The organism is Vibrio gigantis, assembly GCF_024347515.1.
In the GTDB taxonomy this organism is placed as follows: Bacteria; Pseudomonadota; Gammaproteobacteria; order Enterobacterales; family Vibrionaceae; genus Vibrio; species Vibrio gigantis.
The window spans coordinates 2,267,329-2,285,867 of the sequence record NZ_AP025492.1 but is presented as its reverse complement, the minus strand read 5'-3'; the positions used below and the strand labels follow the sequence as shown (position 1 = coordinate 2,285,867).

Below are 18,539 nucleotides of genomic sequence, written 5' to 3'. Positions count from 1 at the left end.
TAGTGATTGATTATTTAGAGGTGTAGAAATGAATTCGGTATCGAATGAATTGAACCAAAATTGGAAAAAGATAGATTGGGTGTTAACCGATGTGGATGACACCTTAACGTGGCAAGGTCAATTGCCGCCTGAAACCTTGATCGCTTTAAGTAAGCTTCGAAATTCGGGCAAGAAAGTGGTTGCGGTAACGGGGGCTTGTGCAGGCTGGTGTGATCACATTGCTCAGCTGTGGCCTGTTGATGCAGTTCTCGGCGAGAATGGCGCCTTCATTATGGAAAAGAAAAACGGTTATCTGACATTGCGCTCTGATATTCCTTTGCCAGAAGTTAGCGCTAATCAGAGCAAATTGAAACAACAAGTCTTAGCTATTTTGAGCGATTATCCAGAGCTCAGTTTAACGCTCGATCAGTCGTACCGCTTGTGTGAAGTTGCGATAGACATCGGTCAAAACCGTCCGAAAGTTGATGATGCGATTATTGAAGAGGTAGTCTCTAAGATTCACGCGTTAGGTGCACACGCCACAGCAAGCTCCATTCACATTAATGCTTGGTATGGTGAGCACTCTAAGAAAGCGACATCGACTGCTTTTCTCAAAGAGAAGGGGCTGTCTGACCAAGAAATAGTCGAGCGTAGTTGCTATGTCGGTGACTCGATGAACGACCAATACATGTTTGAAATTTTGCCCAACAGTGTTGGGGTCGCCAATATTCAGCATTACTGGGAACGACTAGAGCATCACCCATCAGTGGTGATGAGCAAACCCGGAGGATACGGCTTCTCAGAGTTTGTCGATAAGCTGCTTGCCTTAAAATAGCGATTGTTTAGCGGCTTCAAACAGCTGATAGCGAACATCAAACACAGCTCTTTTCTTCGTTGGATTGAGCTGTGTTTTTTTTATTAGAGGCGAATACTTACTTCTTCTATATCGCGCCTATTGCTTTTCAGTGCTGGTGTTGGTGACTCAGCCCACAACTTGCAAACTTGTTCTGTCGGTATCTCAATTCCTAGATGGGCAAATAGAAAAATTGTGAGACGCTTGTGTTGTGTCTGTCGAATCACAAGGAAGTTGCATGCACCATTTTAATCTTCGTGCGCTTGAGTACCTGAATGCGTTATCAAAATATGGGTCACTGCGTAAAGCGTCTAAGATGATGAACGTTGACCCGGCGGCAATGAGTAGAATGCTGACGCAGCTTGAAGCACAAGCAGAAATGAAAGTGTGGGAACGCAATAATCGTCAATCACTGCTGACTGAAGCGGGCAACGAGTTATTGAACTATTACCGCTCCATCGTTCGCAGCGAAACGGCGGTGCTGGCTCGTCTAACCAAGTTGAAAAACCTCAAGGGCGGTAACGTTAGCATCGCGATAGGAGAAGGGTTTATCACTAACTTGGTCTCTAAACCCATGCAGACTTTCATGGCGCGATACCCTGATATCAATTTATCGATTGAGATAGCGGGTGCATTGGATGCCGTAAAAATGTTGGAAGATCAACAGATCGATTTCGCGATTACCTATGCGTCTGCTCCTCACCCTAAACTGCATTCACACGTCGAGCGTAGCCACCCTTTAGAGCTTATCGCTCCAAAAGGGCACGTACTAACGACCCAAGAAGCACCAGTGACACTGCAAGACATTAGAGAGGCTTCTATTGCTTTGATCGACAACTCGACAGGCATGGGTAGGCTCGTAAAGCAGGCCGAACAAAACTCTCATCTCACTTTGCAACCTAAGCTTCAAACTAACTCTGTTACCGCACTCACTAACTTTGTTTCGGCAGGCCTAGGCGTGACCTTTATGCCTAAGCTCACTGTGCTTGATGAGATCAAATCGGGACAAATTGAAGTAGTTGCGACTGAGCTAGATACCTTCTCTAAAGCGACGGTGAAAGTTCAATCTCTCAAAGGCCGTGCGCTCTCATTGCAAGCCGAAACCTTTTTAGACTTTCTCATCGAGAACGCCACATTCTTAAGTCATGATGCTCACAATATCTAAATAGATCAGGGTTGGTGAAACGTAGAGTCCTACTCTTGGCTCGACTTGTTACCGCCAATGAACTTATTTATTGGGTGTCGTTACCCTTTGGGGCCACGCAATGTCTTGTGCTCTGAAGCCCTTCAACATCACACTTCCAAAACTCATTCTCCCGATTTACGACTAAATTGACTTTTTATCAACACATGTTGAATTGTTAAGTCAACGCTTGATGAATACGTTACAAACTATTAACGACAGAAGTTTCAAACAGGCAGTAAGGCTCGGCTGATGTGGCGAGTGCAGGGGAATATAGAATGGAAGTTATTGTAATTGGCAGTGGTGTTATTGGCTTGACCAGTGCTTGGTATCTGGCGAAAGAGGGCCACTCAGTAACGGTTATCGACCGCCAGGATAGCAGTGGTAAAGAGACCAGTTTTGCGAACGCCGGGCAAATTTCTTATGGCTATTCTTCACCTTGGGCAGCGCCGGGTATTCCGTTGAAAGCGATGAAATGGCTCACCCAAGAACATGCTCCCTTGAAAGTTAAGCCATCCCTTTCTCCAGAGTTGGTAGCCTGGGCGACTAAGATGCTCGCTAACTGTAACGAAGCTAAATACGCCGTGAATAAGTCGCGCATGTTGAGAGTGGCAAACTACAGCCGAGACTGTCTAACCCACCTTCGAACCAGTGAGAATTTGGCTTATGAGGGCAGGCAGAAAGGTACCTTACAGGTATTCAGAAGCGAGAAACAACTGGACGTGATTCAGCAGGATATGAAGCTACTAACAGAAAGCGGCATCGAACACTCGCTGTTTGGTGTTGATCAGTGCCTGTCGGTTGAACCGGGATTAGCTGACGTGAAAGACAAGATGGTGGGTGGTTTATATTTACCTCATGATGAAACTGGAGATTGTCATCAATTCTGTTTAGCTCTGACCGAGAAAGCTAAGGCGCTTGGTGTTCAGTTTGTGTTTGATACGGAAGTTCTCAAGCTGAACCGTAAAAATCAAGATATTCAGAGCATTACCACGACTCAAGGAGAGTTCAGAGCGGACGCTTACGTGGTGGCTTCGGGAAGTTATTCTCGAGATCTGCTGAAACAAGCCGACTTGTCGATTCCTGTTTATCCAGTGAAGGGCTACTCTTTGACATTGCCAATCGTGAGTGCGGATAAGTCACCAACATCAACCGTTATGGATGAAACCTATAAGGTGGCGATGACGCGTTTTGATGATCGAATTCGTATTGCTGGGACGGCTGAGCTTGCTGGTTTCAATTACCTGATTCCTGAAAAACGCAAAGCGACGATTGATATGGTGATAAAAGACCTGTTCCCGCAGGCGGGGGACTTTTCCAAGGCAGAGTACTGGACTGGGTTGAGGCCAATGACGCCAGATGGCACGCCCATTATCGGCAAGACGCCAATTAAGAATCTGTTTACCAATACTGGTCATGGTACGTTGGGGTGGACGATGGCGTGTGGTTCAGGAAAGTTGCTAGCGAGTATGGTTAGTGGCTCTAATAGCGATATTCAATCAGACGACTTGAGTATTCACCGATACATGTAACTCATCAAAAAACGTGTACAGACGAATTTGCCCATGCTTAGTTATAAGCATGGGCTAACTAGGTTTTAGTGTTTCAGTTTATCTGGTGGTGGTCTCTAATATATGAGTGAATCGCTGCCACGATTTTTGGTCAGCTTCATTTTGGTAATTATTGGAACCAAACACAGTGAACGCATGAGGGGCTCCGCTGTAGGTGATCATCTCATGGGGTACTTTGGCTGACTCCAGTTCAGTGGCAAGGCTGCCAAAATCCTGCATTGATATCATGGCGTCAGCCGTTCCATGGAACACGACAACTGGCGCTTTGGTTTGTGAGTAGTCTTGTCCTTTCGGTGTCGATAGACCACCGTGGAAGGTGACATAAGCTTTGGATGGAACTCCTGCTCTCGCGGCTTCCAATACGGCAGCACCACCAAAACAGTAACCCATCATCACATTGTTATCTAAGTTACCGCCAAGCCTTTGTGCTTCCAAGGCTCCTGCATTGAGGAGTGCGCGCATTTTTTCTCGGTCTTTATACAACTCGCCTGTGTGTTGCTTTTTATCTTTCACTTCTGTTGGGCGAATGTCTTTTCCAAACAGGTCGATAGCAAACACGTTGTAACCGAGTTCGTTGAGCATCTCAGAGCGCTTCTTCTCGTAGTCGGTCAAACCATCCCAATCGTGTATTAAAAGTACTAAGGGCGCTTGATCGCTGGCTTCACTCCAATAACCTTCATATTCCATGTCTTCAACCTGGTAGATGACGTTTTCTCCAGACAGTGCTGAAAAGGGAAGTAAAACCGAAAACAGACCTAGCGTAGTGAGTGTTCGCATACGTTATTCCTTCAGATGACGAGTGGCAATCCAATGGAAAGTATAGATAACGTTATGATTCTCGCTAGATTGTCAGCTTGGCTTTGATGAGTGAAACAAGAAGGGGGCAGTCCTAAATGGAAAGAAGCTTAAACGGAAGGAAGCAATCACAGTAACCCGTCACTGTGATTGTTCGGATAACAAGTTTAGGAGATTTAAACCATTACCAAGTGGGGGTGGTGTTGCTATCACTGTTACAACGACTTGTTCTGATATCAGGATACTTGCGTTGGTAGCGCGGTAACATCGATTCGTTTCCTAAGATGCCGCCTTGATGGATATAGATGATGGTTTTGGTTTGGTTATCTGCCTGCCATTGTTCTAAACATTGCCACATTAATGGGTCATACAGCAGGTCAAACTCGATGTCGGTTTGCTCTTGTAGATCCAACCAAGTGTGATAATCCTGTTGGTACAATTTTCCAAAGTGGTGTTTGGTTTCGAGTGATAAGATCTGTGGATGATCGGTTTCACCTAGTTCATTAAATTGCTGCGTTAAATAGTCGCTGCCACCAACACAAGCACAGGTTAATACTGGGATGTTGTGCAGCTTTAAATGCTTATGAAGATAGAGAGCAGTGCTGCCTGTCCCTGCGGGGAGTGCGACCACAAAATCGTGTTGGTTTTCAAAGCGCGTCCAGCTCAGTATTTCCATTGCCAGTTGCTTTACGCCATATTCGGAAAGTTGAGAGCGCCCCCCCTCAGGTAACACGATGCACTGTGAGTCTGGTTGTCTCACTTGATCAATATACTCTTGTGGATGAAGTTCTGAGCCTGTTTCTTTGACTGAAATGACTTTAGCGCCTAGGTCAATGGCACCACGGTAATTGCCGATTGGGCGATCTTGTAACCATTGAGGTAGGTGGTCGACGTAAAATTCCAGCGTCCAACCTTTAATCTTTGCCAACGCAGCGAGCGAGAACAGAGAGTTTGCTTGCGCTGAGCCGTAGCTGATCAAGGTTGTGGTTTCTGGGTGCTCGTCTTCCAACAGCTTCATAAATTTGCGCGCTTTATTGCCACAAAAGTGGGAGTGAAGCTGATCGTCACGCTTTAAGAAAAAGGTGTGGTCGTTGTATTGATGCTGAGTTACAGGGCTATTATTTAGTTTCATCGCACTTAAACAAAATGCTGACTAAAGAGCCAGCATTTTTAAATCAAATAGGACAAACAAGTATCTAGCAGCCAGAAGCGGCTGTAAACCAACTAAATCAAGTTTTGGTTCGATATTGACGCGGATGAATCTTCTTGAAAAGTAATCTTGGCAGTGCATCCACCACAGCTGCGATTGAACAATTCAAAACCCCAATGAAAGCGTTGACACAAATCATCGACAATCAATAACCCCAGCCCGTGTCCATTTGGGTTGTATTGTTCTTGCAGGCCTTCGCCTTGGTCTTCAATAACAAGACTGTCTTGAGAAAGGGTGACAGTTACTGTACCGCTATTAGTTGCTGCAATGGCGTTTCTCAACAGGTTTCCGACCAACATATTCATGATCGCGCTGGTAGCTTGAATGGTTGGTTCTGATTTTAGTTGTAAGGCTACCTCGACGTCTTTCTCGTCTGCCTGCAACGAATTTTTAGAAACGATAGTTTCTAGCTCTTGCTGGCTAAACAAACGTAACGGTGCATCGTCGCTGTTTCTTTCATAACGAACCAGACCAAGCAGGGCGTCGACCATCTCTGACATCTGCACAATGGCTTCATCAATGCGCTCAATTTGGCGAGATTGAAACTCGGTGGTTTCACTTCTTAGTAGCAATTTATTTGCGCCACGAGCGACGGTTAACGGCGTTCTTAATTCGTGACTTGAGTAACGAGCAAACGCCTGTTCGCGCTTGAGCAAGGAATTGATTTCTCTTCGATACTGATTGAGTTGGTCAGTTAGCTGACGAAACTCAACCGCGGCATCATCACTTACACTAAATTCTTCATTGAGGTTTAACTTATTTGATTCAAGTTGCTCGGAGATAGAATTGAAGGGTTCAATCAGTCGTTTAGATAATCGATAGAGCAGAGCACCAAAGCTAAAAATCAGAATAGAGAGTAGGGTAAGTACAAAGGTGGTCGCATAAACCAGCTCGTAAATGTCAAACTCGACACGGTCGATCTCGGAAAGTAGGATGATTGGATGGGTTTGACCCTTGTCAGAATACTCACCTACATACACCATTCGTGATTCGGGTTCTTCACCTACCTCGCCAACAAAGCTCTCTTTGCCTTCAATGTACTTTTGGTACTCCGGAGGTATGAACGAAGGGTCGTTGTAAGCAATGGTAAGGTCATCAATTCTTAACTCGCCACTCTCACCTGCTTGGAATAAACCAACGGCGTAGTTGCGGTCAATCAGGATACGTCTTTCACCGACTCGGTCTTCTGATAAGTACAGTGCGGCGACAAAAACCACATAGACGAATGCCGACACAATCACGGCCATTAACCCAAAGAAAAGCGCTAGGCGGCCCGTCAAGGATTTGGTGCTTGTGAGAACATTTAAGATCAATTCGACGACTCCAAACGGAATCCAACTTTAGGCACAGTAATCAACATCTGGGTGTCGAAAGGCTTGTCGAGTTGATTGCGCAGTTGATAGATGTGGCTGCGTAACACATCGTTGTTTGGTTCGTCTTCTTCCCATAGCTTGTATGAGATATCTTCGCGAGTAACCACTTCAGGTGCGTTTTGGCACAGCATCTCAAGTATGGTGTAAGTGGTTGGGTTCAGTGCAAGTAATTTGTCTTGGCGGTACGCTTTGCGTGTCTTTTGATCGATGGTGAGTTCATCGAACTGAAGTTTAGAAGAGGCGACTTTTCCGCGGTAACGACGAACCAACGCGTTCATTTTCGCTTCTAGAATATCCAAGTCAAAAGGCTTGGTGAGGTAGTCATCTGCACCGTGGTCAAAGCCTTTTAACATGTCTTCGCGGCTATCCAGTGCCGTGAGCATCAAAATGGGTGTTGCGTTGCCTTGGTCTCGCAGTTTATTACAAACGGTTAGGCCATCCATTCTCGGCAGCATTAGATCTAATATGATGATATCAAATGAGTTTTCCATTGCGAGTTGCAGGCCCAGTTCGCCGTTGTCCGCATAATCGAGTTCCATACCAATACACTCAAAGTAATCAAACAAGACACCTGCAATCTCACGGTTATCTTCGACTAATAGAACTCGTTTCATTTTGATTCTCATACAGAAATAGGCAGTAACATTATCCTGAGTGAGCGTGAAAAATATGTCAATAACATAACTTTCACTTATGGGAGGGTAGATTGGCTCCAGATTAGAAAATAGAAGATTGTATTATGTCTGAACTTCATATTAGCCGCCCTAAGATGTCTACTTCGCAGATTAACCCTGCGGTATCTCTGTCTATCATTGTGCCATTTTACGATGAACAAGAGGTGTTGGAAGAGTTTCACTCTCGCCTAACTAAAGTTCTCGATAGCTTACCCATCACCAGCGAGATCGTTTATGTCGATGATGGTAGCAAAGACAACAGCTTGGACTTAGTGAGCTCATTCACTTCAATTAATAGCTCAATCTCTGTGATTGGTTTAAGTCGAAATTTTGGTAAAGAGTCAGCCATGAGCGCTGGCCTCGAGCATTGCCGCGGACAAGCGGTGATCCTGTTAGATGCAGACCTGCAAGATCCGCCGGAGCTTATTCCACAAATGGTTGCCAAATGGCGCGAAGGCTATGACGTCGTCAACATGCAGCGCAGTCAACGTGACGGTGAAACCTGGTTCAAGAAGTTTTCAGCGGCAAGCTTCTACAAAGTCATGAATGTGGCAGCAAAGATCGATGTTCCTGAAAATGTGGGTGACTTCAGACTGTTGAGCCGTGAAGTCGTCGACCATATCAACCAGCTTCCTGAACGTAATCGTTACATGAAAGGCATTTTCTCATGGCCGGGGTTCAGACAAGCGACGATTCAGTTTAAGCGTGACGCTCGCTTTTGTGGCGAGACCAAGTGGAACTACTTGAAGCTGATTGGCTTGGCGATGGATGGCATCACCTCGTTCTCTATCCGACCGCTGCGCATTGCGACAGCAGTTGGTGGCCTCGTTGCCTTAACGGCTTTTGTTTATGGGATGGTCATTGTGTTCAAAACCTTGATGTTTGGTGAGCCAATCTCCGGTTACCCATCAATGATGGTTGTACAGCTTGCCCTCGGCGGCATTCAACTTCTGAGTATTGGTTTAATGGGGGAATACATAGGTCGTATTTTTATCGAAACCAAGAATCGCCCTTTGTATCTGATCCAGTCTGTGGTTGATACACCTGCGTTAAAAACACATTTTAAATTAGAGGAGTCAGCATGAGCCTGAACAGAACGCACCTATGGTATTTGTTGGCTTTTGCATTGGTTTTAAGGCTTTTATCTTTGGCAACCTACCCATTAATGGACACCACCGAAGCACGCTACGGTGAAATGGCTCGTCTAATGGTGGAAACGGGTAATTGGCTAACGCCGCAGTTTGATTATGGTATTCCTTTCTGGGGTAAGCCGCCGCTGTTTACATGGATGAGTGCTGCCGGTATTGAGTTGTTCGGCCTAAGTGAATTTGCCGTTCGAGCTCCTCATTGGTTAGCGGGTGTAGTAACAATTTTGCTGACGGCTTACATGGCGAAGCGAACAGGACAAAGCGCTTTAGTTGCAGCCGTTGTATTGGCGACATGCGGTATTTTTTCTATCGCTGCGGGTGCTGTGATGACAGACATTGCGTTAACCTTAGCGATGACTATTGCCATGCTAGGCTTCTACCTGTGTTGGAAGGGTGAAGGGAGTGCGAAGACTAATAGATACTGGGGTTACGTTGGCTTTATTGGTTTGGCATTAGGCTTACTTGCAAAAGGGCCAGTAGCGATTGTCATCATGGGTATCGCAGTATTCCCTTGGTTGGTCTTACAACACGGTTTCTTTGGTGCTTTTAAAGTGCTGTGGCAACGTTTCCCATTGTTGTCTGGTTTAGGTGTGATGTTAGCTATCGCTTTGCCTTGGTACATCATGGCAGAGATGGCGACACCGGGTTTCATTGATTACTTTATTGTTGGCGAACATTTTAAGCGTTTTGTTGTGAGTGGCTGGGAGGGGGATCTTTATGGATCTGCTCATGATGAAACACGAGGCATGATCTGGGTCTTCTGGATTCAAGCCGCTGCGCCTTGGTCGATTGTATTGCCGATATTGGCATTTGCTCGACGTAAGAGAATTGCAGAAATTAACGCTGAGAATAGCGGGTTGTTTTCCTTCCTTGTGTGTTGGTTGATTTCACCTTTGATTCTTTTCACTATGGCGGGCAATATTCTTCCTGCTTACGTGTTACCAGGTATTCCTGCTCTTGGTTTGTTGGTTGCTATACTCGTAGTGGAAAAAGATAAGAAGTGGTTCTCCAGCGTGGCCTTAGTTCTGCCAGTGTTGCTGATGATTGCGATGGTTTACCTAAACCTAGGTAAGGCGAACGAGAAGAGTGACCGCATCATCTTTGAACAGATTACGGATTCTGCGCCAAGCTTCTATGTGGGTAAGCGACCATTCTCAGGTCAATTTTATAGCCATGGGCAAGCAAAGAAACTGCTCGATATCGAGCAACTAGATGGCATCGACAAGTTCTACTTGATTGGTAAAAGAGCAGAAGTAGAAACCAAGATTAAAGACAACGCGTTAACTTGTATTTTGGAACCAACGGTGAAAATAAAGCGTGCTTTGTTTAGCTGTCATAGCCAAAATATCAAACCAAATTTGTCGTTGAGCCACATTCGAAGTGAAAGTGATGTTCAGCGTTAACTCAGGACTGCAAATGGTCAACAACAAGCTTCAGGCACACAGTCAAAAGCTCCAATCCCATCACAAGATGGTTCGATTTGCTGTGGTTGGTGCTGGTGGGTTTGTTGTTGATTGTGCGGTATTCGCCTTGCTGCATTACATTGTTGGTTTGCCTTTAATGACGGCGAGAATAGGCTCGTTCATTGCTGCTGCAACGACAACGTGGTTTGGTAATCGCGTGCTGACTTTTGGGTTCAAGGGGAAGGGTAGTTGGTCTGATAAACTGATTCAGTGGCAAAAATTCATGTTCTCCGCATCGATATCAGCGGTACCTAATCTACTGTGCTTTAAGTTGATGGCAGAACTACTGCCAGTGTTTACTGGCGCTGTGTTTATCGCAATGGCAGTTGGTATATTGGTCGGTATGGTGACTAACTACCTGTTTAGTCAATATTGGGTCTTTACTCGTTAAACTGCTTGTAATCATATAGCCAAGTGAAACCTGATTAATCATTGATAACAGACATTAAAAAGCGCAGCTAAATAGCTGCGCTTTTTATTTCATTACTATTAAGTTATTGGCTCACAATATTAGCGTTGTGTCGCGCGTTGGCGATTCTTTCCGTTGCCAGCAGGTTTGCCACCTTGACCATTACCCGCTTTGTTGCGGTTTCCGCCGCCATTGCCTTGTGATTGACCACCAGGAGCTTTCTTAATGAAGCCAGTCGCTGGTTTACGAGCGTTGCCATTACCGCCACCGTTTTGCTTTCCGTTACCTTGGTTAGCATTGCCTTGGCTGTTGCCGTTAGCATTCGGTTTCTTGACACCTGGCTTCTTACCAGAGTGGTTACGTGGCTTCTCACCACCTAAACCCGGTTGAGACTTGCTGTGCTTAGTAGCAAAGCGCTGTGAACCGTGACGACCAGACTTACGACGTTGTGCTGGTGTTTGTGCATCAAAGTCTTCTGCTGGTACTAGGCAGTTTGCTTTATCACCGATCAAGTGCTGTTTACCCATGCTGATCAGAGCTTCACGGATGATCTTCCAGTTTTCAGGATCGTGGTAACGAAGCAGTGCTTTATGCAGACGACGTTGACGGTCACCTTTAGGCACTGGCACATCTTCACGCTTCTTATATTTCACGCGCTTCAGAGGGTTAGTCTCTGAGTAGTACATCGACGTTGCATTACACATTGGCGATGGGTAGAAGTTCTGTACTTGGTCACACTCGTAGTTGTGCTTTTTAAGCCACATTGCAAGGTTAAGCATGTCTTCATCTTCTGTGCCCGGGTGAGCGGAGATGAAGTAAGGAATTAGGTACTGTTTCTTACCGGCTTCAGCGCTGTACTTTTCGAACATCTCTTTGAAACGATCGTAAGTGCCCATTCCCGGTTTCATCATCAGATCCAGTGGGCCTTTTTCAGTATGCTCTGGAGCAATCTTCAAGTAACCGCCTACGTGGTGAGTCACAAGCTCACGTACGTATTCTGGAGATTCAATCGCTAAGTCGTAACGAACACCAGAAGCGATCATGATTTTCTTAACTCCCGGTACTTTTCTTGCTGAGCGGTATAGGTCAATCGTGTGTTGGTGGTCTGTGTTTAGCTTTTCACAGATTTTCGGGAAAACACATGATGGGCGACGACAGTTAATTTCTGCTTTCGGATCTGAACAACCTAAACGGTACATGTTCGCCGTTGGGCCACCCAAGTCAGAAATAGTACCGGTAAAGCCAGGTACTTTATCTTTAATGTCTTCGATTTCATCCAAGATAGATTCTTTTGAACGGTTCTGAATGATACGACCTTCGTGCTCTGTGATTGAACAGAAAGAACAACCACCAAAACAACCGCGCATGATGTTCACCGAGGTTTTGATCATGTCGTATGCAGGAATCTTCGCTTTGCCGTACATAGGGTGAGGAACACGCTTGTAAGCAAGGCCAAACACGTAATCCATCTCTTCAGTCGTCAATGGGATGGGTGCTTGGTTAACCCAAAGTTCACGGTCACCGTGACGTTGAATCAAAGCACGACCTGAATACGGGTTTGTCTCTAGGTGCAAGATACGGCTAGCGTGAGCGTAAAGAATACGGTCGTTGTTTAGCTTTTCGTAAGCTGGAATACGAACTGCAGTTGTCTTTGCATCATGACGAGAAGGGCGAACAGTAATTGGCTGTGCTTTGACTTCTTCTTTCTCATCTTTCTTAGTATCACATTGCGTTTCCACTTCGTACGGGTTCACCGGTACGTAAGCTTTGTTCGGCTTTTCGATACGAGAAGAGTCGATGATTTTGAAGCCTTCAGGCGCTGCAGCAAGATTGATTGCTGTACCACGGATGTCTGTCAGCGTTGACATGTCTTCGCCATCAGCAATGCGGTGTGCTACTTCAACCAGTGCACGCTCAGCGTTACCAAAAAGAAGGATGTCTGCTTTCGCATCAAACAATACAGAGCGACGAACTTTATCTGACCAGTAGTCGTAGTGCGCAACACGGCGCAAGCTCGCTTCAATACCACCAAGAACGATTGGCGTGCCTTTGTAGGCTTCACGACAACGCTGAGAATAAACTAGAGTTGCACGGTCAGGACGCTTACCACCTTCGTTATTTGGCGTGTAAGCATCATCGTGACGTAATTTGCGATCAGAGGTGTAGCGGTTGATCATGGAGTCCATGTTACCCGCTGTAATGCCGAAGAATAGGTTAGGTTTACCTAGCTTCATAAAGGCATCTTTATTGTCCCACTTAGGTTGCGCAATAATACCAACGCGGAAACCTTGAGCTTCAAGAAGACGGCCAATGATAGCCATACCAAAGCTCGGGTGATCGACATACGCGTCACCAGTTACAATAATAATGTCACAGCTATCCCATCCAAGAGCATCCATCTCCTTTCTACTGGTAGGCAAAAAGGGTGCAGTTCCGTAGCACTCGGCCCAGTATTTTTTGTGTTCATGAATAGGAGTGATATCGCTGTACATATTTCGACCTCTGATTTTTGAGGCGGGAATTATAGCGGCATGCGCCCTGACTAGCCAGTAGAACATGCCCCTGTTAGTTCTGGTGTCTTTCCCTATATCGCTTTTAAAAGCAGTAAAAGAACCATACAACAGCATAGTTGAAGCCTTGAATAACGTCGCTAATTTGTGATTTTGATTAGTGTTCGTAGCAGTTTTTGATATTATTCGCGAAAATAAGTCTGAAGAAGTAGATCCACAATGGTCGAAACGTTATTAGTACAATTTGCTCCGATGCTTTTAGGAGCCCAACTGATCTTAACTCTCATCTTGGTGAAAGGGGATATTTGTCCAGGACAACGTGGCCGTATTCACAAGATGTTGCCAGCAATTGGCGTGCTGTGGCTGGCGGTTGCCTCAGTGAAAATTGAAGCATTTCTGGTCGTGTTCGCGATCTTTTATTTCTATTCTCAAGTTCAAACCAAGAAGACTCGTGATTCTGGCCCTATCTGGGTAATGTATTTGGCGTGTGGTTTGGCGTTGTCGTACGTTGCTATTCAAGCGACTGAGCAAGCAACGACAGTCGGTATCATTACGACTCTGCTGTTGGTGGTATTATTGGGTGCGGCGTTTAGCCATTTACTGCTGACGATTGCAAGAACGCGTTTGCAAGCGTTCCACCGTGTTTTGCCTGTGGTGGGTGTATTGACGGGAATGTTGGTGGTACTGGCGACAGTCGTGAACGTTTACTCACTCTCTGAAGCTCAGTTAGAGCCAGTAATTTCCACCTTGCTATTTAGCTTTGCTTTGTTGATCTCTTCTATCGTGGTGTGGTGTTGGCATCTACTGTTTGTTAAGACACCTGAAAAGCTTCAACTTACGGTTTCATTGTTGATGTTGTTAGCGGCCGCCGTTGGTTTAACGCCAGTTTGGGCACTGTAACTTTGGGTATGGTAACCACGTATCTGATTTAAGAAGTGTGATCTGTTTTTTAGCGTGACCTTAGTAAGCGTCCTAAACTTAATCTAGTCAGTGTGTTCGTAAGGAGTACGAGATGGATTTAAGCAACGTTAAAAGTCTGGATAGCATTATCTTGCTGGGAATAGTGAATGAAAAACTGCGCTTAGAGTGCGACAGTTTTGAAGAGCTCATTAGCATGTATGAGATGGATATAGAAAGTGTCGTCGGTAAGCTGGATATGCTTGGCTATCAATACGACCCACTGACTAACCAGTTTAAATCTTACGCAAGATAGTCTATTTTTCGCGAATCAACAGATGTCGATAATCATCGGTACTGAAACTAAAAAGTCACAGATAATCTGTGACTTTTTTTGTTTTTGACATTTGTCTTTTGCGCTTGGCGTAAGCCGAGTTAACTGCCGATGGTTATTGTTAAACGACCTCAATGCCATCAAGGTGACTCTTACTCTGCTGCCTTGCTGTACTAAAGAAAGCTTGCAGGTAACGCTTGTCTTTTTCTGAGTTTCTTACCGCTGCAAACAGTCTTCTTGAAAGCCCTTTGCCTAAAGGCTTACTGGCGATTAAGCCTTGTCTTGAAAACTCACTGATCGCCCAATTTGGCAATGCCGCGACACCTAATCCTGCCGATACCATTTGTACCAACATCAATGTATTGTCCGCCTGCTTCCACTTCTTCGGTTCAATGCCAGCAGGTTGTAAAAAGTGCTTCACTACATCCAAGCGCTGCTTTTGAACAGGGTAGGAGAGCATAGTGAGATCGCTAAGATCTTGCGGATCAACGCTTGGCTTATCAGCCAAAGGCGAGTTAATTGCAGTGATCAAACGCATCTCGAAATCAAAGAGTGGCTCATAGTGAACCTCTGAACGTGGCTGAATATCTGAGGTGATCACCAAGTCTAATTCACCAGCCATTAATGCGGGTAAGGGTTCAAAACCAAAGCCTGATGAAAAATCTAGTGTCACGCTTGGCCAAGCAACTTGGTACTCCTTCAAAGCGGGCATTAACCATTGGAAACATGAGTGACACTCGATCGCCATGTGCAAACGACCATTCACATCCTCTTTCAGGCTTGCGAGTTCGTTCTCTGCTTTAGCGATTCTTGGCTGTATCTCATCGGCTAGCTTAAGCAAGATCTCACCTTCAGAGGTGAATTTAACTGGCCTAGTTTTACGCAGGAAAAGCTGACCGCCAATACGCGCCTCAAGGTCTTTCAATTGGTGAGAAAGTGCCGACTGCGTCAGATGAAGAGAGGTTGCGGTTGCTGTCAATGAGCCGCTGTCTCTCAAGGTGGTCAATGTTCGAAGGTGTTTAAGCTCTATCATGAGTATTCCTCATATTCCCTAAGCCAATTCAATATTTCTTAATAATCACCCTACGGGGTTTTTTATCATTTGTAAACGTCTAGATGTCCAGATGGATTTAAGTTCCTCATCTTTGGTTTATTCAAGATGAATATTTTTAATAAACAAGATGAATATTTGGACGTTGTTCATTATTCAGATTCGGTAGATAGTTTAGCCATCCAGACGCCTTGTTGAGACAGCGCAATTTTCAACAGGCAGTCTGAAAAGATACTAATAATTATTGAATAAGGAACAGGTTCATGACCACGACAACGCATATTCTTGGCTACCCACGCATCGGTGAAAAACGCGAACTGAAATTCACACTAGAGAAGTACTGGCGTGGCGAGATTGACCAATCACAGCTTAAACAGCTCGGCAGCGAACTGAGAAATCGTAACTGGAATGTACAAGCCGAAGCGAATCTAAGCTTTGCAACTGCGGGTGACTTCGCATGGTACGACCATGTGTTAACAACGACTTTGCTTTTAGGTCATGTGCCAAAACGTCACGCTGGTGGATCTGAAGAAGAGAAAGCCTTCCCAGACTTAGATACCTTGTTCCGTGTTGGTCGCGGGCAATCTCAATCTCAAAAGCAGCCAACCTGTTGTGGCGGGAAACATGGTTTAGAAAGTGCCAAAGATGGTGCTGCGGCATCTGACATGACCAAGTGGTTCAATACTAACTATCACTACATTGTTCCGGAGTTCAGTAAAGATGATTCGTTTGAAGTGAGCTGGCCGCAACTGTTTGATGAAGTGAACGAAGCGATAAAAGCAGGACACAAAGTTAAGCCTGTCCTTCTTGGCCCGCTGTCTTACTTGTACCTAGGCAAAGAAGTGGAAGAGGGCTTTGACCGTTTAACTTTGTTGCCTCGTCTTCTTACTGCCTACCAAGCGATTTTGGCTAAACTGTCCAAGTTAGGTGTTGAGTGGGTGCAAATCGATGAGCCTATCCTGTCGCTTGAGCTTGAAAAACAGTGGGCTGATTCATTCAAGTTGGCTTATCAAGTGATTCAAGGTGACGTGAAGCTGCTATTGACCACTTACTTTGATTCGGTGACAGACACCTTAGACAAAATCGTCAAACTGCCAGTGAATGGTTTACATATCGACTTAGCCGCTGCGCCACAACAGTTCGATGAAGTCGTGAGTCAATTACCGGAAGAGTGGGTTCTGTCTGCAGGTGTCATCAACGGACGCAATGTTTGGCGAGCAGACTTGGCTACTCAGTTAGCGAAACTGCAACCCGTGAAAGAGAAGTTGGGTGACAAACTTTGGGTGGCAAGCTCATGTTCGTTGCTGCACAGTCCGGTTGATTTAGAGCTAGAAGATTCGCTTAGCGAAGAAGTGAAAAGCTGGTTTGCTTTCGCGAAACAGAAAGTCACAGAGGTTAGCTTATTGGGTGCGGCGCTAGACGGCGATCAAAATGCCATTTTAGCGTGTGAGACTTATAGCCAGCCGATTGTTGCTCGCAAGAGCGCGACTCACGTAAACAAGCCGAAGGTGCAGGCTCGTATTAATACAATCACTAAAGCATTAGCAGAACGTAGTGCACCTTATGCAGAACGCGCCGCGCATCAATCAGAGGTGTTGGGCTTACCACGACTGCCAACGACTACTATTGGCTCTTTCCCACAAACAGGGGAGATCCGAGTTCAACGAAGCGCTTATCGAACCGGAAAGTTGAGCGAAGCGGAATACACCACCGCACTAAAAGGTCACATCGCGGATGCGGTGAAACGCCAAGAAGCTCTCGATTTAGATGTGTTGGTGCATGGTGAAGCGGAACGTAACGACATGGTGGAATACTTTGCAGAAAATTTAGCCGGTTTCCAAACCACTAAGTTTGGTTGGGTACAAAGTTACGGCTCTCGCTGCGTGAAACCTGCGATTGTGATAGCGGACATTGAGCGTGAAAAACCGATGACGGTGGAATGGTCGACCTATGCGCAATCTCTGACTTCAAAACAGATGAAAGGGATGCTGACAGGCCCTGTTACTATCTTATGTTGGACATTCCCACGTGAAGACATCTCACGTAAAGAGATCACCAACCAACTGGCGTTTGCGCTGCGAGATGAAGTGTCAGATTTGCAAGATGCAGGAATCAACATTATTCAAATCGATGAACCTGCTATTCGTGAAGGTCTGCCACTTAAAAAGCGTGACCATGCAGAATATTTAGAGTGGGCGGTAGATGCTTTTAAGATCTCTGCGGCGAGTGCTCAGCCAGAGACTCAGATTCATACTCACATGTGTTACAGCGAATTTAACGAAATCATTGATTCTGTGGCTGCACTAGACGCTGATGTTATTACGATTGAGACGTCTCGTTCGAACATGGAACTGCTGAAAGCGTTTGAAGAGTTCAACTACCCGAATGCGATAGGCCCAGGTGTTTACGATATCCATTCACCAAACATCCCATCACAAGAGTGGATTATTGATTTACTTAAGAAAGCGGCAGAGAAAATCCCAGCAGAGCGTTTATGGGTAAACCCAGATTGTGGTCTTAAAACTCGTAACTGGGCAGAGACGGAAGCGGCATTGACTAATCTTGTTTCTGCAACTAAGACGTTACGAAAAGAGTGGGAATCCGCTGAGGCATAATTCAGTCTAGGATTTTGATTGCTTAATAAAAAAAGGCCTCGCAAATGCGAGGCCTTCTGATTATATACTTGTTCGAATCTAGCTGTCGGTCTGACACGTATCTTTGCTGATAAGCTTCTCGACCATCAGTTGTCCGCGTGTGTTGCGAATCTTGATGTTGTAAGCCAAGCCCATATCTAGGTTTGCTCTTACTTCTGAGTTGGTGCAGTAGCTATTCACGCTCATATCTACAACTTGGTTTAAAGGCTTAGCGCCTTTAGCATCTTGGTTGTAAATCATCATGATTTCAATCACGGTGTTTTTCGCCAGAACTCGCATAATTGACAGTGGGCCATACTCAATCGGCAGGCCTGCAGATAAAACGCCAGCACGGTGCTGCGCCATCATCTCGAGTTGTCTTTGTTGGTCTTGCTCACTTGAAGCACAGCCTGCAAGCAGGGCTGCTGCCAGTGAGCCAATAATCCATTTTTTCAC

16 protein-coding genes are annotated in these 18,539 nt (G+C 45.5%); 9 read left to right on the top strand and 7 right to left on the bottom strand.

What is annotated here, in order from left to right; translation table 11 throughout:
* The first annotated feature begins 28 nt into the window (after positions 1-28).
* From OCV56_RS10025 to OCV56_RS10015, 3 genes are all read left to right on the top strand, one after another.
* The gene (locus tag OCV56_RS10025) at positions 29-814 is read left to right on the top strand and encodes an HAD-IIB family hydrolase (RefSeq protein ID WP_086713662.1); all 786 of its coding nucleotides are present in this window, start codon (positions 29-31) and stop codon (positions 812-814) included.
* A 256-nt stretch (positions 815-1,070) separates the two neighbouring features.
* Entirely contained in the window at positions 1,071-1,997 is a 927-nt protein-coding gene (locus OCV56_RS10020) for a LysR family transcriptional regulator (protein WP_086713661.1), read from the top strand.
* 296 nt (positions 1,998-2,293) lie between these two features.
* Entirely contained in the window at positions 2,294-3,547 is a 1,254-nt protein-coding gene (locus OCV56_RS10015; RefSeq protein WP_086713660.1) for a D-amino acid dehydrogenase, read from the top strand.
* A 78-nt stretch (positions 3,548-3,625) separates the two neighbouring features.
* On the opposite strand, the gene OCV56_RS10010 is transcribed toward OCV56_RS10015, so the two are convergent.
* From OCV56_RS10010 to OCV56_RS09995, 4 genes are all read right to left on the bottom strand, one after another.
* Entirely contained in the window at positions 3,626-4,363 is a 738-nt protein-coding gene (locus tag OCV56_RS10010; protein ID WP_086713659.1) for a dienelactone hydrolase family protein, read from the bottom strand.
* 202 nt (positions 4,364-4,565) lie between these two features.
* A complete protein-coding gene (locus OCV56_RS10005) occupies positions 4,566-5,513 on the bottom strand; it encodes a pyridoxal-phosphate dependent enzyme (RefSeq protein ID WP_086713658.1) in 948 nt (315 codons plus the stop codon).
* 92 nt (positions 5,514-5,605) lie between these two features.
* Positions 5,606-6,904, bottom strand: a complete 1,299-nt coding sequence (locus OCV56_RS10000; RefSeq protein ID WP_086713657.1) for a sensor histidine kinase — start codon at positions 6,902-6,904, stop codon at positions 5,606-5,608.
* Positions 6,901-7,578, bottom strand: a complete 678-nt coding sequence (locus OCV56_RS09995) for a response regulator transcription factor (protein ID WP_086713656.1) — start codon at positions 7,576-7,578, stop codon at positions 6,901-6,903. The genes OCV56_RS10000 and OCV56_RS09995 overlap by 4 nt, the downstream gene beginning before the upstream one ends.
* 125 nt (positions 7,579-7,703) lie before the next feature.
* On the opposite strand from OCV56_RS09995, the gene OCV56_RS09990 reads away from it, so the two are divergent.
* From OCV56_RS09990 to OCV56_RS09980, 3 genes are read left to right on the top strand one after another with little or no spacing between them, the layout of a single operon-like run.
* Complete coding sequence (locus tag OCV56_RS09990) at positions 7,704-8,723, top strand: glycosyltransferase family 2 protein (RefSeq protein WP_086713655.1); 1,020 nt, start codon at positions 7,704-7,706, stop codon at positions 8,721-8,723.
* A complete protein-coding gene (locus tag OCV56_RS09985; protein WP_086713654.1) occupies positions 8,720-10,189 on the top strand; it encodes an ArnT family glycosyltransferase in 1,470 nt (489 codons plus the stop codon). The genes OCV56_RS09990 and OCV56_RS09985 overlap by 4 nt, the downstream gene beginning before the upstream one ends.
* Entirely contained in the window at positions 10,176-10,640 is a 465-nt protein-coding gene (locus OCV56_RS09980; protein ID WP_086713653.1) for a GtrA family protein, read from the top strand. The genes OCV56_RS09985 and OCV56_RS09980 overlap by 14 nt, the downstream gene beginning before the upstream one ends.
* Before the next feature lie 119 nt (positions 10,641-10,759).
* Here the strand turns inward: OCV56_RS09980 and OCV56_RS09975 are convergent, their stop codons facing one another.
* Positions 10,760-13,150: a YgiQ family radical SAM protein gene (locus OCV56_RS09975; protein WP_086713652.1), complete on the bottom strand. Its 2,391-nt coding sequence runs from the start codon at positions 13,148-13,150 to the stop codon at positions 10,760-10,762.
* A 237-nt stretch (positions 13,151-13,387) separates the two neighbouring features.
* Between OCV56_RS09975 and OCV56_RS09970 the strand changes: the two genes are divergently transcribed.
* Positions 13,388-14,068 carry a hypothetical protein gene (locus tag OCV56_RS09970; protein ID WP_086713651.1) on the top strand — a complete coding sequence of 227 codons (681 nt, stop codon included), beginning with the start codon at positions 13,388-13,390 and terminating at the stop codon, positions 14,066-14,068.
* Between the two features lie 112 nt (positions 14,069-14,180).
* Positions 14,181-14,381, top strand: coding sequence for a DUF4250 domain-containing protein (locus OCV56_RS09965; RefSeq protein ID WP_004741624.1), 201 nt, complete (start codon positions 14,181-14,183; stop codon positions 14,379-14,381).
* Positions 14,382-14,520: 139 nt separating this feature from the next.
* Here the strand turns inward: OCV56_RS09965 and OCV56_RS09960 are convergent, their stop codons facing one another.
* Entirely contained in the window at positions 14,521-15,432 is a 912-nt protein-coding gene (locus tag OCV56_RS09960) for a LysR substrate-binding domain-containing protein (RefSeq protein WP_086713650.1), read from the bottom strand.
* Between the two features lie 281 nt (positions 15,433-15,713).
* On the opposite strand from OCV56_RS09960, the gene metE reads away from it, so the two are divergent.
* Positions 15,714-18,065, top strand: a complete 2,352-nt coding sequence (gene metE, locus OCV56_RS09955) for a 5-methyltetrahydropteroyltriglutamate--homocysteine S-methyltransferase (RefSeq protein WP_086713649.1) — start codon at positions 15,714-15,716, stop codon at positions 18,063-18,065.
* A gap of 78 nt (positions 18,066-18,143) precedes the next feature.
* Here the strand turns inward: metE and OCV56_RS09950 are convergent, their stop codons facing one another.
* The gene (locus OCV56_RS09950) at positions 18,144-18,539 is read right to left on the bottom strand and encodes a GspS/AspS pilotin family protein (protein ID WP_086713648.1); all 396 of its coding nucleotides are present in this window, start codon (positions 18,537-18,539) and stop codon (positions 18,144-18,146) included.